Origin of the sequence: Bradyrhizobium sp. NBAIM08, from assembly GCF_020193935.1 — a bacterium.
Taxonomy (GTDB): Bacteria; Pseudomonadota; Alphaproteobacteria; order Rhizobiales; family Xanthobacteraceae; genus Bradyrhizobium; species Bradyrhizobium yuanmingense.
The window spans coordinates 289,612-303,343 of record NZ_JADYVR010000002.1 but is presented as its reverse complement, the minus strand read 5'-3'; the positions used below and the strand labels follow the sequence as shown (position 1 = coordinate 303,343).

Genomic DNA, 13,732 nt, shown 5'->3' with positions numbered 1-13,732 from the left:
ACCGCCACGTTAACCGTGTTGATTTCAATTTTAGTAAGAGCCGTCTGTGACCGTGCGTCCATCAAGGACACGGGGTGTACCATGCGTAATAAGTTGATTGCCGCCTTTGCCTGCACGACGGCTCTGGTTTCGACCGGCGCGGCCTCCGCCGCCGATCTCGGTGCGCGCTACACGAAGGCGCCCGCCTATGTCGAGCCGCTGTTCAACTGGACCGGCTTCTATGTCGGCGGCCACATCGGTGGCGCATGGACCAACCAGCAGTTCATCAACAACGGCACCGGCGCGGCGTTCGGCGATCTGCTGCCGGGAGAGGGCTATCGCCAGCGCAACGCGGGCGTCATGGGCGGCGCGCAGATCGGCTACAATTGGCAGGCCAACAATTACGTGTTCGGCGTGGAAGGCACGATTTCGGGTCTCGACAACAAGGGCTCGTTCACGAACACCGTGTTTGGCGCCGCGGATGACGTGTTCTCCTGGCGTACCAACGTGCTCGCGACCGTGGTCGGGCGCGCCGGCTTCGCCGTGCAGAACAACCTCTTCTACATCAAGGGCGGCTATGCCGGCGCGAACAACCGCCTCTCGGTCACCGACACTGTCGGTGTGGCGACGGGCTCGGGCGGACAAACCCATTGGGCCAACGGCTGGACCGTCGGCGCCGGCTGGGAGTACGGCGTCACCCGCAACTGGATCGTCGGCCTCGAATACAATTACGCGGCCTTCACCAGCCAGACCTATCAGCTCGGCGGCACCTCCGGAAACTACACCTTCGATGCCAAGCCGCGCGACATCCAATGGGCCGTGGTGCGCGCGAGCTACAAGTTCGACGCACCCACCATCGCCCGCTACTGAGCACGTCGACGCAACGCGACCAACGATCAAGAAAAGCACTGTCTCAATCAAAAGCCCCGGCGTCGTCCGGGGCTTCTTTTTTGCGTTTGGATGGCGGGCAGGCCGGCTTCAGGCCATCACCGAGAATCCGCCGTCGACCGGGATCGCCGTACCCGTGACGAAATTCGACGCGGGCGACGCCAGGAACACGGCGATGCCGGCGAAGTCGTCGATGTCGCCCCAGCGCCCCGCAGGCGTGCGCGCCAGCACGCGCTCGTGCAGCCCCGAGACCTGCTGTCGCGCGCCGCGGGTGAGATCGGTGTCGATCCAGCCCGGCAGGATGGCGTTGACCTGGATGTTGTCCGGCGCCCAGGCATTGGCGCAGGCGCGCGTATACTGCACGATGCCGCCCTTGCTGGCCGCATAGGCGGTCGCGAAGCTTGCGCCGAAGATCGACATCATCGAGCCGATGTTGATCACCTTGCCGTTGCCGGATGCCTTCAGCGCCGGATAGGCCAGCTTCGAGCACACGAAGGCGCTGGTGAGGTTGGTGTCGATCACCTTGTTCCACTCGTCGAGCTCGAGCTCGTGCGGCGGCTTGCGGATGCTCATGCCGGCATTGTTGACGAGGATGTCGATGCGGCCGAGCTCCTTGACGACACGGTCGATCATGGCTGCGACCGCCGCCTTGTCGGTCACGTCGGTGGCGACGGCGATCGCCTTCACGCCGCGCTGTCTGAGATCGGCCACGGCGGCGGCGGACTTGCTCTCGTTGCGTCCGACCACGGCGATGTCGGCGCCGGCATCGGCGAGGCCGCGCGCCATGCCGAGCCCGATGCCGCCATTGCCTCCCGTGACGATCGCGACCTTGCCGCGGAGATCGAACCGGCTGGATGTCATGCTTGGATTCCCTGGTTTCTTCTATTGGTTGCTCTGCCAGATCAGCACCAGCCCGAACCCGGCCATGGCTGCGCCATAGCCGGCCCAGTGCAGCTGGTTGACCATGAAGCTCGATCGCGGCCACGGAACCGTGCCCGTGCCCTGTCCGATCCAGAGCAGCCCGAGAGCGGTTGCAAACAGGCCTGCCACCAGCAGAAATCTGCGCATGCCTTCCTCCCATCGGTCCGCTTCTGTCGCGCTCCACGGCATCAACGACTGCCGCAGCCACGAAAACTTGCCGACAGACTAGCCGTAGCTCTGGTACGGACACAATGGGCCGTGGCCGCAAGGACGCTAGCTAGGCCCAAACGAAAAAGCCCCGGCGATGCCGGGGCTTTGACGCTTGATCGTGAGATCAGATCAGTACTTCGCGACGACCGGACCGGTCCAGTTGAAGCGGTAGACCAGCGAGGTCGAGATCGTCTGGTTCCAGCTGTTGGCGCGGACGCTGTTGATGGTCGGGAGGTCGCCGATATCGGTGCGGATAGCCTCAGTCTTGGCATTGTAGAAGGCCGAACGGTACTCGGTCTTCATGAACCAGCCGGGCGAGGTGATGCCGAAGATGTTCAGGCTGTTCTCGACGCCGCCGCCGATGAACCAGCCGTGACGATCGTAGCCATTGAGGTGAACACCGGCCGGGGTACCGCCGAGCGTCGTGAAGTTGGTGCGGCCGAAGTGAGCGCCGGAGTAACCGCCGTTGACGTAGGAGAGAACGTTCGGAGCGACCAGCCAGCCGAGGCGCACGCCCGCGGCCCAAGAGGTCTCCAGCTTCTGGTTACCAGTGATGTCGAAGATCGGATCCTGGATGGTGGAGCGGATGCTGCCGAACTGAGCGTCGCCAAACACACCGGCGACCCAGGTGCCGCTGAACTGCCAGTCGTAACCAGCGCCGACCGTACCAAACCAACCGGAACCGCCCTGACGCTGGGTGATGGTCAGCGGGGTACCCGTGGCGGTGTCGACAATCTGCTGGTCAGCATTGGAGAGGCCGCCGCCGCCGCCGCCGAAGACGTAGAAGCCGGTCCAGTTGGCGACGGGCGCCGGCATCGGGGCCTTCGCGTAGGGACGGGCGCCCAAGTCGGCAGCCGAGGCCGAGCCGGTCATCGCCGCAACCGCGGTCAGAGCGAGCAATGTCTTCTTCATTTTAAATCCCCAAACCTTGTCGGCGCGAGCGCACTGAAGTCCGTGTCATCTGATGACCGGACTATAGACGGTTCTTGCCGAAATGCTGTTGCCGGACAGGCACAGTCGCCGGAAAACGCCGGTGCGCGGGTATTTTGCGCCGGCCTCGCCAAGATCTAGAAAAATTGTTATGTTTCAAGGCCTTGACCGAATTCTGGCGACTCGATTTTGAGTAAGGTTTCGTTAGCAAATTCGGTTTTGTCCGGGACGGAGGCAATCCTGCTCCCGGCCGCAGCATCCGCTGAGTCGCTGGCCGAGTCGCCGCGAGACGAATCCGGAAAGCAACGAAGATCCCGGCAGCACACAAGGCAAACTGGTCCGAAACGGCGGCCGCTGCCCCAAAGACACAGCCCCGGCTTTGGGCCGGGGCTGTGTTGGCGTGCAGCCGGTTTGGTTGCCGCCTCAAACGTCCAGCAGCTCGTCGCTGGCAAACTCGGCCTTGTCCGAGATGAAGGCAAAGCGCGCCTCGGCCTTGGTGCCCATCAGCCGCTCGACCGAATCCGCCGTGGTGTCGCGGTCGTCGGCCAGCAGCACCACCTTGAGCAGCGTCCGCCTGGCCGGGTCCATGGTGGTCTCCTTGAGCTGCGCCGGCATCATCTCGCCGAGCCCTTTGAAGCGGTTCACCTCGACCTTGGCGTTGGCGTTGAACGCGCTCTTGAGCAGCGCCTCCTTGTGCGCGTCGTCGCGGGCGTAGACCGACTTGGAGCCGTGGGTCAGCTTGTAGAGCGGCGGCACCGCGAGGAAGAGATGGCCTTCGTCGATCAGCCGCGGCATCTGGCGATAGAAGAAGGTGATCAGGAGCGAGGCGATGTGGGCGCCGTCGACGTCGGCGTCGGTCATGATGATGATGCGCTGATAGCGCAGATCCTCCTCGCGATATTGCGCGAGCGTGCCGCAGCCGATCGCCTGCACGAGGTCGGAGAGCTGCGCATTCGCCGTCAGCTTGTCCTTGCCGGCGGAGGCGACGTTGAGGATCTTGCCGCGCAGCGGCAGCACGGCCTGGGTCTTGCGGTCGCGCGCCTGCTTGGCGCTGCCGCCGGCCGAGTCGCCCTCGACGATGAACAGCTCCGAGCCCTCGGTGCCGGCATCGGTGCAGTCGGCGAGCTTGCCGGGCAGGCGCAGCTTCTTGCCGGCCGTCTTGCGTGCGGTCTCCTTCTCCTGCCGCCGCCGCAGCCGCTCCTCGGCGCGGTCGATGACGAAGTCGAGCAGCCGGTTGGCCATGTTCGGATTGCCCGACAGCCAATGGTCGAACGGGTCCTTCATCGCCTGCTCGACGATGCGTTGCGCTTCGGCGGTGGCGAGGCGATCCTTGGTCTGGCCCTGGAATTCGGGCTCGCGCACGAACACCGAAAGCATCACGGCGGCGCCCACCATCACGTCTTCCGAGGTGACGGAGGCGGCGCGCTTGCCCTGGCCGACGCGCTCGGCGTGATCCTTCAAGCCGCGCAGCAGCGCGCTGCGCAGGCCGGATTCGTGGGTGCCGCCGTCGGGCGTCGGCACGGTGTTGGTGTAGGAGGAAAGGAAGCCGTCGGCATCCGCGGTCCAGGCCACCGCCCATTCGCAGGCGCCGTGCGCGCCGTTGCGTCCCGACTTGCCGGAGAAGATGTCCGGATGCACCAGCGTGTCGGCGTGGATCGCGGCAGCGAGATAGTCCTTGAGGCCGCCCGGGAAGTGGAACGTCGCTTCCGCCGGCACGTCCTCTACGCCTTTGAGCAGCTCGGGCGCGCAGTTCCAGCGGATTTCGACGCCGCCGAACAGGTAGGCCTTCGAGCGCGTCATCTTGAACAGGCGCTGCGGCTTGAACGCGGCCTTCTGCCCGAAGATGTCGGTGTCGGGCTTGAAGCGCACGCGCGTGCCGCGGCGGTTGTTGACCTTGCCGAGGTCCTCGAGCTTGCCCTTGGGATGGCCGCGCTCGAAGGTCATGCGGTAGAGCTTCTGGCTGCGCGCGACCTCGACTTCGAGACGCGAGGAGAGGGCGTTCACCACGGAGATGCCGACGCCATGCAGACCGCCCGAGGTCTCATAGACCTTGCTGTCGAACTTGCCGCCCGAATGCAGCGTGCACATGATGACTTCGAGCGCCGACTTCTTCGGGAATTTCGGATGCGGATCGATCGGGATGCCGCGGCCGTTGTCGGTGACGGTCAGGAAACCGTCCGCACTCAGCTCGACTCCGATGAAGGTCGCATGCCCGGCCAACGCCTCGTCCATCGAGTTGTCGATGACTTCGGCGAACAGATGATGCAGCGCCTTCTCGTCGGTGCCGCCGATATACATGCCGGGCCGGCGCCGCACCGGTTCCAGCCCCTCGAGCACCTCGATGTCGGCTGCCGTGTAATCGGCTTCCCCCCCACTGCGCGGCGCCGCCTTGACGGCTGTGCGGGGCTTCGGCTCGTCACCGCCGAAGAAATCGTCTTTTGCTTTTGGCTTCAACTGCTTGGACATATATCTTGATGGGTTTTGAGGGCCGCAGAAGCGGCGAATCGGTTAAGCCGACTATGCCACTTCTGACTTGGAAAGGTTACCGTAGGGCGGACTGGGCGCTGTGGGTTGGGAGCGAATCCGGGCGATTTTACGCCGCAGCCTCGCCATTTCCCGGCAATTTGACGTGCCGGCTTGGTGATGTCTGGGTTTTGTGACTTGATGTCACACAAGTCCTTGGCTTACCAGTCCTTTTCATCGAGCAGCACCTTGAGACGGGGCGGGAAGGCTATTTTGGATGGAGCAGTTTGCGCACGCCCTCACTGACTTCGTGCGCGTTCACCAGGCTTGGGCAGCGCCAATCGTGTTCGTGCTGGCCTTCGGAGAGTCGCTCGCCTTCATCTCGCTGCTGGTCCCGGCCTGGGGCGCGCTGGTGGCAATCGGTGCGCTGATCGGGGTCAGCGGCATCAACTTTTTTCCGGTCTGGATTGCCGGCGCCCTCGGCGCGGCGCTGGGTGACTGGGTCTCCTACTGGTTCGGCTATCGCTACAAGGAGAAGGTCGCCGAGATGTGGCCGCTCTCGCGCTATCCGGGACTGCTCCCCAGAGGCGAGGCTTTCGTGCGCAGCTGGGGCGTCCCCAGCATCTTCATCGGGCGCTTCTTCGGACCCCTGCGCGCCTCGGTGCCGCTCGCGGCCGGCATCTTCGAGATGCCCTATTGGACCTTCCAGGCTGCAAACTTCGTCTCGGCCCTGATCTGGTCGGCCGTGCTCCTGCTGTTCGGCGACGTGCTCGCCAAGATCATGGAGTGGATCTGGCGGGTGATCTGACCGGGCAACGGGGCCGCCCGGTCAGGGCGTCAGGCCAAGCCTTCTAAGCAAGCCTACAGCGATGCGTTCCAGATCGCGGGGATCCAGCGATATCCGGAGCCGTCCTTCTCGACCCGGACGAGACCGGGGAAGGCGGCGTGGAAGGCCTGGATCGGCATCTTCTCGGCAATCGCCATGTCGTAGAGCTTGCGGCGCGTCTGCTGGGCCAGCGGCTTGTCGACGTCGGATGCGATGTTCCATTCGGGATGCTTCACGAACAGGAACGCTGCGCCCGCGGTGATATCCACCTGCACCAGCACCTTCTCGGCGCCGGAGGCGACGATGAAGGAATTGTGGCCTGGCGTGTGGCCGGGGCTCGCTACCGAGGTGATACCGGGCGCGACCTCCTTGCCGGCCTCATATTGTGTGACCTTGCGGCCCAAGGCATCGAACACACGGCGAATGTTCTTGAAATTGTTCTCGAGGATCGGATTGCCCATCCCCTTGCTCATCTCGCCGTCATCCATCCAGAACTTCCATTCCACCGCCGGAACCATGATCTCGGCATTGGGGAAGGCGGGCTTGTTCTCGGCCGCCAGCAGGCCGTTGATGTGGTCGCCATGGAAATGGGAGATGATGACGGTATCGACCGCCGCGCGGTCGATGCCGGCGGCGGCGAGATTGTTTTGGAATTGGCCGACCTTGCCCTTCGACTGCGTGAACTGGTCGGGACCGAGCCCGGTATCGATGACGACGAGCTTCGGTCCGGTGTTGACCACCACCGGGTTGAAGGTGTGGGTGACCTTGTCGGCCGGCAGGTGGTGCTCGGCGAACACTTTGTTGATGTCATCCTTGCTGGCGCCGGCGGCGTAATTGTCGGTCAGATTGACGGTCGCAACGCCATCGCAGACCACCGTGACCTGGTGGGTGCCGACATTGTAGCGATAGAAGCTCGCATTCTGCTTCTCGGCCAGCGGCGCGGCGGCGCCCGCGGGCGAAATCTTCACGAAAGGCAGGAGCGCCGATGCGGCGGCGCCGGCTAGCGTTGCGCGACGAGTAATCTCGGTCATGGTGATGTCCTGAGGCTGGGTGCGAACGGCTCGGGGCCGGCGAAGAGGTTGTGTCCCGCCGGTCGTTCTCGAAAACCCCTACTTCTAGTGGAAATTCCACGGCGGGCCGATGACATCTGTGCGCGTCCTGCCGTCGCGCGTGCGGCATCCTGCCGTCCCACTGAACCGATTTGCTCTTGACCATGGAACCAGCGGGCATTATAGCCGCGCGCCATGATCAACGCCGCGACCATTCTGTTCGCCCGTCGCCGCCGCCGCAGCTTAGCGGTTTGGGCGGTCGATCGCGTTTGAGATCATCGTCTTTGCCGCTGGACCCGATCCGCGGCATCCTCTCTCCTGTCAGCGCGATCTGATCCGGCGGTCCCCCGAGGAGGCCCAGCAGGAGACCACGATGTACACGCCACCCTTTTTCAAGCAGGACCGCGCCGCGAGCCTGAAATTCGCCGAGGATCGCGGCTTCGGCACGATGTGCGCCTTCGATGGCAAGCGGCCGATCGCCTCGCCGTTGCCGTTCTATTTGACCTATGCCGCAGATGGCACGCCGCAGGCTGCCTTTCATCTCGCCCGTCACAATCCGCTGCTAAAGCTGGCGGGCGGCGAGGCGTCGTGGCTGCTCGCGGTCAACGGCCCGGATGCCTATGTATCGCCGGACTGGTACGTCTCGCCGGATCAGGTTCCGACTTGGCTCTACCAGTCGGTGCATTTGAGCGGGCCGGTTCGGCTGTTGTCGGATGACGAGCTGGCGGTGCAGCTCGAGGTGCTCAGCGCCAAGTTCGAGAGCTGGCTGCTGCCGAAAAAGCCGTGGACGTCGGCCAAGATGACGGCGGGTCGGCTGGAGACGATGAAGAAAGGGATCGTTGGGCTGGTCATGACCGTTGAGGAGGTCGAAGGCAGCTTCAAGCTGAACCAGCACAAGTCGGATGCCGATTATGCGGCGATCGCGAATGCGCTTGACGGCAGCGATGCCGATGCCAAGCGGATCTCACAATTGATGCGGCAGGCAAGGCCGCAGGTTTTTGCAGACGACACGAACATGCTCGAAGGGAGCGCATCATGAGCCTCGCTGACACCACCAAAGCTCCGGCCACCAGCGCGGCAAAGAAGCCGGCCACCGTCTTCGTCGATGGCGGTTCCGGTACCACCGGCCTCGGCATCAATGAGCGGCTGAAGCTCCAAAGCGACGTCGCGGTGAAGACCATTGCCGACGACAAGCGCAAGGATCCCGCGGCCAAGAAGGCGCTGATGGAGGAGGTGGATCTCGTCATACTCTGCCTTCCCGACGATGCCGCCAAGGAAACCGTTGCCCTGGTCGACGGCATGGGGGCTCACGCGCCCAAGGTGCTGGATGCCTCGACCGCCTACCGGGTCGCGCCGGACTGGGCTTACGGCTTTGCGGAGCTCACGCCTGACCAGGCCGGCAAGATCAAGGCGGCGAAGAAGGTCTCCAATCCCGGCTGCTATCCGACCGGCGCGATCGCGCTGCTGCGGCCGATCGTCGATGCTGGCCTGCTGCCGCCTGATTATCCCGTCACCGTCAACGCGGTGAGCGGCTATTCCGGCGGTGGCAAGTCGATGATCGCAAGCTTCGAGGATGGCAGCGCCCCGTCCTTCGAGCTCTACGGCCTCGGCTTCGAGCACAAGCATCTGCCGGAGATGCAGCTCTATTCGAACCTGACGCGGCGGCCGATCTTCATTCCCTCGGTCGGCAACTACCGGCAGGGCATGCTGGTCTCGGTGCCGCTCCAGCTCGACACGCTGCCGGGCAAGCCCGGCGGCGCCGACCTGCAGGCGGCGATGGCAAAACGTTACGCCGGCTCGAAATACGTCAAGGTGATGCCGCTGCAAAACGAGGCGAGCAAGGGCGGCCGGCTCGAGCCGGAGGCGCTCAACGAGACCAACATGCTCGAGCTCTACGTCTTCGCCAGCGACAAATATCACCAGGCGCTATTGGTCGCCCGGCTCGACAATCTCGGCAAGGGGGCATCCGGCGCAGCCGTGCAGAACATGCGGCTGATGCTCGGCCTGCCGGAGGAGTGAGGCAGGCCTCTATCCTCCGTCATTGCGAGCGAAGCGAAGCAATCCAGAGCTTCCACCGCGGAAATAGTCTGGATTGCTTCGTCGCGAGGGCTCCTCGCAATGACGTGGAAAGTGCTTCAAACCAATCCGAAGATCGCCAACACCAGCACGGCCTGGGCGAAGAAGCCGACGGTGAAGGCGAGGGTGCGGAACACCGGAATTCCGAGCGCATAGACGATGGTGTGCGCGATGCGCGACCAGAAATAGACGGCGCAGGCGAGCACCGTCCATTTCGTGGAATAGTCGATCGCGTTCAGGATCAGCACCAGCGGGGCGAAGATGACGAGGTTCTCGACCGCGTTGTCATGGGCGAACATCAGCCGGTTGGCCCACTCCGCCTGCGGCTTGTCGCCGCGCGAGGGGTTGGCCATGGCACCGCTCAAACCGCGAACCTGGCAGCGGTTGATGATGTAGGGAACCCACAGAACTCCCGTCAGGATCACCGTCAGTGTCAGCCAGAACAATTCGCGTGTCATAGTGCCGGTCCCTGTGTCGTCGCTGGATTGAGGCTAGAGCATGATCCGGAAAAGTGAGTAGCGGTTTTCCGAAAAGATCATGCTCAAACAATTAGTCTATACGAAAGCGCGCCGGATTCCGCTACGCGCGAACTCTGACATAGCTGCCGGGCGCGTCCTCGATCGGCGGAAATGCGTCGCTGCCGACCACGCGCGCCGGGACTTCCTCGGGGTCGAGCTCGCCCAGCCACTCCCGCCAGTCCGGCCACCATGAGCCCTTGTGCTCGGTGGCGCCCTTCATCCACTGCGCGACGCTGACGTTCTTGATGTTGTCGTTGGTCCAATACTGGTACTTGTTCGCGGCAGGCGGATTGACCACGCCCGCGATGTGGCCCGAGCCGGACAGCACGTATTTCACCGGGCCGCCGAAGAATTGCGAGCCGTAGAGCACCGATTCCGCGGGCGCGATGTGATCCTCGCGGGTGGCGAGATTGTAGACCGGCACCTTCACCTTGGAGAGATCGAGCAGGGTGTTGTCGAGCGCCATCGTGCCGGTGGAGAGCCGGTTCTCCAGGTAGCAATTGCGCAGGTAATAGGAATGGTTGGCCTGGGTCATCCGTGTCGCATCGGAGTTCCAATGCAACAGGTCGAACGCGCTCGGCTGCTGGCCTTTCAGATAGTTGCTGACCACGTAGGACCAGATCAGGTCGTTGGAGCGCAGCATGTTGAAGGCCATGGCCATCTTCGAGCCTTCGAGCACGCCGGCAGTCTTCATGTCCTGCTCGATCGCGGCGATCTGCTCCTCGTCGACGAACACGAGCAGATCGCCGGCATGGGTGAAGTCGACCTGGGCCGCGAAGAACGTCGCGGACGACACGCGCTGGCGGCGCTTCTCGGCGAGCCAGGCCAGCGTGGTCGCGAGCATCGTGCCGCCGACGCAATAGCCGGCGGTGTGCACCTTCATCTCGCCGGTGATCTTCTCGATCACGTCCATCGCCGTGAGCGGGCCTTCCTTCATGTAGTCTTCCCAGCCCTTGTTGCCGAGCCGCTTGTCGGGATTGACCCATGAGATCACGAAGACGGTGATGCCCTGATCGACGCACCACTTGATGTAGGATTTCTCCGGCTTGAGATCGAGGATGTAGAACTTGTTGATCCAGGGCGGCACGATCAGGAGCGGGGTGCGCAGCACCTTCTCCGTCGTCGGCGAATACTGGATCAGCTGCATCATCTCGTTCTGGTAGATCACCTTGCCCGGCGTCGTCGCCATGTTGACGCCGACGGCGAGATTGTCCGGGTTGGACTGGCGGATCTTCAGCATGCCCTTGCCGGCGGCGATGTCCTCGGCCAGCATCTTCAGGCCGCGCGCGAGGTTCTCGCCGCTGGACGCCACCGTCTCGCGCAGCACTTCGGGGTTGGTCAGCACGAAGTTCGACGGCGAGAGCGCGTTGGTGACCTGCTGGACGTAGAACTCGGCCTTGCGGCGCGTGTGCGGATCGAGCCCTTCGGCGTCGCGCACCAGCTCCTGCGCCCATTTGGTCGTGAGCAGATAGAGCTGCATGACGAAGTCGAAGAACTGGTTCGACTTCCATTCCGGATCGGCAAAGCGTTTGTCGCGCGGCGAGGGCGCGATCGCGGGCTCGGCGTCCTGACCGGCCATGCGACGCACCGCCGAGCCCCACAGGTCGAGATAATCCTTGGCAAGCTTGGTCTGGAGATCGGACGAGCGGGACGTGTCCGACAGCCAATATTCGGCGACCGACGTGAACGTCTTGACGACCTCGGCAAGCTCGGCCGGCGGGCGGTCCTGCACCTCGCCGCTCTCGCGCGGCTTGAGATAGGCGGCGAGCGCCTTGCCGCCGCTCTCCATCGCCCGCGCGACGTTCATCGCAAAGGCTTCGGCGTCGAACTTCGTCTCGGGTTTCGGCGTATCGGTCGTGGCCATACTCATGAGCAGAACAGTAACGATTCATTCCGTATTCGTCACCGCGAAGCTCGCATGTTTGACGTTAAACACTCTCGAAGATGTGTTGCACTGCGACAAATCTTCTTGGTTCCGTCACAATGGAGCCGCACGGCTCGGCTTGTTGGGCATCGGTTGTTTTCTCGCTCGCACCATTTGGGCAGCAATGGTTTGAGCTTGGGCACGGTCTTGGGTAAGCTTGCCCCGGGGCCGTGCATTGGGACGAGTAGGGGATTTCCCAAGTGTTGGCGTTGTGGGACCTGCAAAAGACGCTGCCGATCTGCGGCGCGGTGCTGATCGCGGCGCTCGCCCTGGGCGGGTGTTCGAGCCAACTCGCGGATCTGGCGCCCGCGGATGCGCCGCCGCGTACCAGGGAGCCCGGGAGCTATCTGCCCGTGCACGATCTGCCGCCGGATCGCGATCAGGCGATCATCCCGCTGGAGCAGCGCGCCAAGATCGAGGCCGAGCTCGCCGCCGCGCGCGATCGCCAGGCCGCTGCCGCCAAGGACGCCAAATAGGCCCGTGGCCGCGAGACCGGCAAGGTAATCGCTGGCGCCTCCGCTTTGCCGTGCTAAAAGACCTCGGTTCAGCCTGGAGTCAGGGCGAACGACTTCAATCTTCGTTGCCGACGATTGCTCTAAGTCTTTGATTCTGAGTAATTTTCGCGATGGAGCCTGAGTGCTTTCGTGCCGGCCCTCGCGGCCTGTCGATTCTGTCCTGACCGGTTGCCCGGAGCCCAGAGAGCCATGGAAGAATTTTACCGCATTCGCCGCCTTCCGCCTTACGTGTTCGAGCAGGTCAACCGGGCCAAGGCGGCTGCGCGCAATGCCGGCGCCGACATCATCGACCTCGGCATGGGCAATCCGGACCTGCCGGCGCCGGCGCATGTGCTGGACAAGCTGAAGGAGACGCTCGGCAAGCCGCGCACCGACCGCTACTCGGCCTCGCGCGGCATCCCCGGGCTGCGCCGGGCCCAGGCCGCCTATTACGCCCGCCGCTTCGGCGTGAAGCTGAACCCCGACACCCAGGTCGTGGCGACGCTGGGTTCGAAGGAAGGTTTCGCCAATGTGGCGCAGGCGATCACCGCGCCGGGCGACGTCATCCTCTGTCCGAACCCGAGCTACCCGATTCACGCCTTCGGTTTCTTGATGGCGGGCGGCGTCATCCGCTCGGTGCCGTCGGAGCCGACGCCGCAATTCTTCGAGGCGGCGGAGCGAGCGATCGTGCATTCGATCCCCAAGCCGCTCGCGCTCGTCGTCTGCTATCCCTCGAACCCGACCGCCTATGTCGCGAGCCTCGACTTCTACAAGGACCTCGTCGCCTTCGCGAAGAAGCACGAGATCCTGATCCTGTCCGATCTCGCTTATGCCGAGGTCTATTTCGACGAGAGCAACCCGCCGCCCTCGGTGCTGGAGGTGCCGGGCGCGATGGACTGCACCGTCGAGTTCACCTCGATGTCGAAGACTTATTCGATGGCCGGCTGGCGCATGGGCTTTGCAGTCGGCAATGAGCGCGTGATCGCCGCGCTCGCCCGCGTCAAATCCTATCTCGATTATGGCGCGTTCACGCCGGTGCAGGTCGCGGCGACCGCCGCGCTGAACGGCCCCGACGATTGCATCAAGGAGATGCGCGACACTTACCGCAAGCGCCGCGACGCGCTGGTGGAATCGTTCGGCCGGGCTGGGTGGGAAATCCCGGCGCCGGAGGCCTCGATGTTCGCCTGGGTGCCGCTGCCGGAAGCCTTCCGCAGCGTCGGCAGCATGCAGTTCGCGACCCTGTTGGTGGAGAAATCCGGCGTCGCGGTCTCGCCCGGCGTCGGCTTCGGCGAGCATGGTGAAGGATATGTCCGCATCGCCATGGTGGAAAACGAGCAACGGATCAGGCAGGCCGCGCGCGGCGTCCGCCGCTTCCTTGAAAGCGGCATCGAAACGTTGCACAACGTGGTTCCTCTCGCCAATCGGCGGTAATTCTCTTCTGCAGGTTTTCTGAA

At 63.8% G+C, this 13,732-nt stretch carries 13 protein-coding genes; 6 read left to right on the top strand and 7 right to left on the bottom strand.

Going from position 1 to position 13,732, the window contains the following annotated elements:
• The first annotated feature begins 81 nt into the window (after window positions 1–81).
• Complete coding sequence (locus tag I6F37_RS07555; RefSeq protein ID WP_036022935.1) at window positions 82–849, top strand: outer membrane protein; 768 nt, start codon at window positions 82–84, stop codon at window positions 847–849.
• A gap of 108 nt (window positions 850–957) precedes the next feature.
• On the opposite strand, the gene I6F37_RS07550 is transcribed toward I6F37_RS07555, so the two are convergent.
• The 4 genes from I6F37_RS07550 to parE form a co-directional block, all read right to left on the bottom strand.
• Window positions 958–1,728 (bottom strand): SDR family NAD(P)-dependent oxidoreductase, encoded by a 771-nt coding sequence (locus I6F37_RS07550; protein ID WP_035999947.1) that lies wholly within the window; start codon window positions 1,726–1,728, stop codon window positions 958–960.
• Between the two features lie 21 nt (window positions 1,729–1,749).
• Window positions 1,750–1,935 carry a hypothetical protein gene (locus I6F37_RS07545; protein WP_036000069.1) on the bottom strand — a complete coding sequence of 62 codons (186 nt, stop codon included), beginning with the start codon at window positions 1,933–1,935 and terminating at the stop codon, window positions 1,750–1,752.
• 192 nt (window positions 1,936–2,127) lie between these two features.
• Window positions 2,128–2,910, bottom strand: a complete 783-nt coding sequence (locus tag I6F37_RS07540) for an outer membrane protein (protein WP_225113552.1) — start codon at window positions 2,908–2,910, stop codon at window positions 2,128–2,130.
• A gap of 441 nt (window positions 2,911–3,351) precedes the next feature.
• Complete coding sequence (gene parE / locus I6F37_RS07535; protein WP_035999934.1) at window positions 3,352–5,394, bottom strand: DNA topoisomerase IV subunit B; 2,043 nt, start codon at window positions 5,392–5,394, stop codon at window positions 3,352–3,354.
• A 274-nt stretch (window positions 5,395–5,668) separates the two neighbouring features.
• On the opposite strand from parE, the gene I6F37_RS07530 reads away from it, so the two are divergent.
• Entirely contained in the window at window positions 5,669–6,199 is a 531-nt protein-coding gene (locus tag I6F37_RS07530) for a DedA family protein (RefSeq protein WP_035999932.1), read from the top strand.
• A gap of 53 nt (window positions 6,200–6,252) precedes the next feature.
• Here I6F37_RS07530 and I6F37_RS07525 read toward each other — a convergent pair whose 3' ends face one another.
• Window positions 6,253–7,248, bottom strand: coding sequence for an MBL fold metallo-hydrolase (locus I6F37_RS07525; RefSeq protein WP_035999929.1), 996 nt, complete (start codon window positions 7,246–7,248; stop codon window positions 6,253–6,255).
• Between the two features lie 391 nt (window positions 7,249–7,639).
• On the opposite strand from I6F37_RS07525, the gene I6F37_RS07520 reads away from it, so the two are divergent.
• Both I6F37_RS07520 and argC read left to right on the top strand, forming a co-directional pair.
• Window positions 7,640–8,305, top strand: a complete 666-nt coding sequence (locus I6F37_RS07520; protein ID WP_225150815.1) for an FMN-binding negative transcriptional regulator — start codon at window positions 7,640–7,642, stop codon at window positions 8,303–8,305.
• Window positions 8,302–9,285 (top strand): N-acetyl-gamma-glutamyl-phosphate reductase, encoded by a 984-nt coding sequence (gene argC, locus I6F37_RS07515; protein ID WP_036022938.1) that lies wholly within the window; start codon window positions 8,302–8,304, stop codon window positions 9,283–9,285. The genes I6F37_RS07520 and argC overlap by 4 nt, the downstream gene beginning before the upstream one ends.
• A 116-nt stretch (window positions 9,286–9,401) precedes the next feature.
• On the opposite strand, the gene I6F37_RS07510 is transcribed toward argC, so the two are convergent.
• Window positions 9,402–9,800, bottom strand: a complete 399-nt coding sequence (locus I6F37_RS07510; protein WP_225150813.1) for an MAPEG family protein — start codon at window positions 9,798–9,800, stop codon at window positions 9,402–9,404.
• Window positions 9,801–9,921: 121 nt separating this feature from the next.
• A complete protein-coding gene (locus tag I6F37_RS07505; RefSeq protein WP_225150811.1) occupies window positions 9,922–11,730 on the bottom strand; it encodes an alpha/beta hydrolase in 1,809 nt (602 codons plus the stop codon).
• 254 nt (window positions 11,731–11,984) lie between these two features.
• Here I6F37_RS07505 and I6F37_RS07500 point away from each other — a divergent pair, with 254 nt between their 5' ends.
• Both I6F37_RS07500 and I6F37_RS07495 read left to right on the top strand, forming a co-directional pair.
• Complete coding sequence (locus I6F37_RS07500) at window positions 11,985–12,260, top strand: hypothetical protein (protein WP_035999913.1); 276 nt, start codon at window positions 11,985–11,987, stop codon at window positions 12,258–12,260.
• A gap of 228 nt (window positions 12,261–12,488) precedes the next feature.
• Entirely contained in the window at window positions 12,489–13,709 is a 1,221-nt protein-coding gene (locus tag I6F37_RS07495; RefSeq protein ID WP_035999902.1) for an LL-diaminopimelate aminotransferase, read from the top strand.
• Window positions 13,710–13,732 lie beyond the last annotated feature (23 nt).

What these genes read in the sequence shown, in the direction of transcription:
- I6F37_RS07520 (WP_225150815.1), top strand. Translation starts at nt 7,640, where the DNA reads ATGTACACGCCACCCTTTTTCAAGCAGGACCGCGCCGCGAGCCTGAAA.
- I6F37_RS07545 (WP_036000069.1), bottom strand. Translation starts at nt 1,935, where the DNA reads ATGCGCAGATTTCTGCTGGTGGCAGGCCTGTTTGCAACCGCTCTCGGG.
- I6F37_RS07525 (WP_035999929.1), bottom strand. Translation starts at nt 7,248, where the DNA reads ATGACCGAGATTACTCGTCGCGCAACGCTAGCCGGCGCCGCCGCATCG.
- I6F37_RS07505 (WP_225150811.1), bottom strand. Translation starts at nt 11,730, where the DNA reads ATGAGTATGGCCACGACCGATACGCCGAAACCCGAGACGAAGTTCGAC.
- I6F37_RS07540 (WP_225113552.1), bottom strand. Translation starts at nt 2,910, where the DNA reads ATGAAGAAGACATTGCTCGCTCTGACCGCGGTTGCGGCGATGACCGGC.
- argC (WP_036022938.1), top strand. Translation starts at nt 8,302, where the DNA reads ATGAGCCTCGCTGACACCACCAAAGCTCCGGCCACCAGCGCGGCAAAG.
- I6F37_RS07510 (WP_225150813.1), bottom strand. Translation starts at nt 9,800, where the DNA reads ATGACACGCGAATTGTTCTGGCTGACACTGACGGTGATCCTGACGGGA.
- I6F37_RS07495 (WP_035999902.1), top strand. Translation starts at nt 12,489, where the DNA reads ATGGAAGAATTTTACCGCATTCGCCGCCTTCCGCCTTACGTGTTCGAG.
- I6F37_RS07555 (WP_036022935.1), top strand. Translation starts at nt 82, where the DNA reads ATGCGTAATAAGTTGATTGCCGCCTTTGCCTGCACGACGGCTCTGGTT.
- I6F37_RS07550 (WP_035999947.1), bottom strand. Translation starts at nt 1,728, where the DNA reads ATGACATCCAGCCGGTTCGATCTCCGCGGCAAGGTCGCGATCGTCACG.
- I6F37_RS07530 (WP_035999932.1), top strand. Translation starts at nt 5,669, where the DNA reads ATGGAGCAGTTTGCGCACGCCCTCACTGACTTCGTGCGCGTTCACCAG.
- parE (WP_035999934.1), bottom strand. Translation starts at nt 5,394, where the DNA reads ATGTCCAAGCAGTTGAAGCCAAAAGCAAAAGACGATTTCTTCGGCGGT.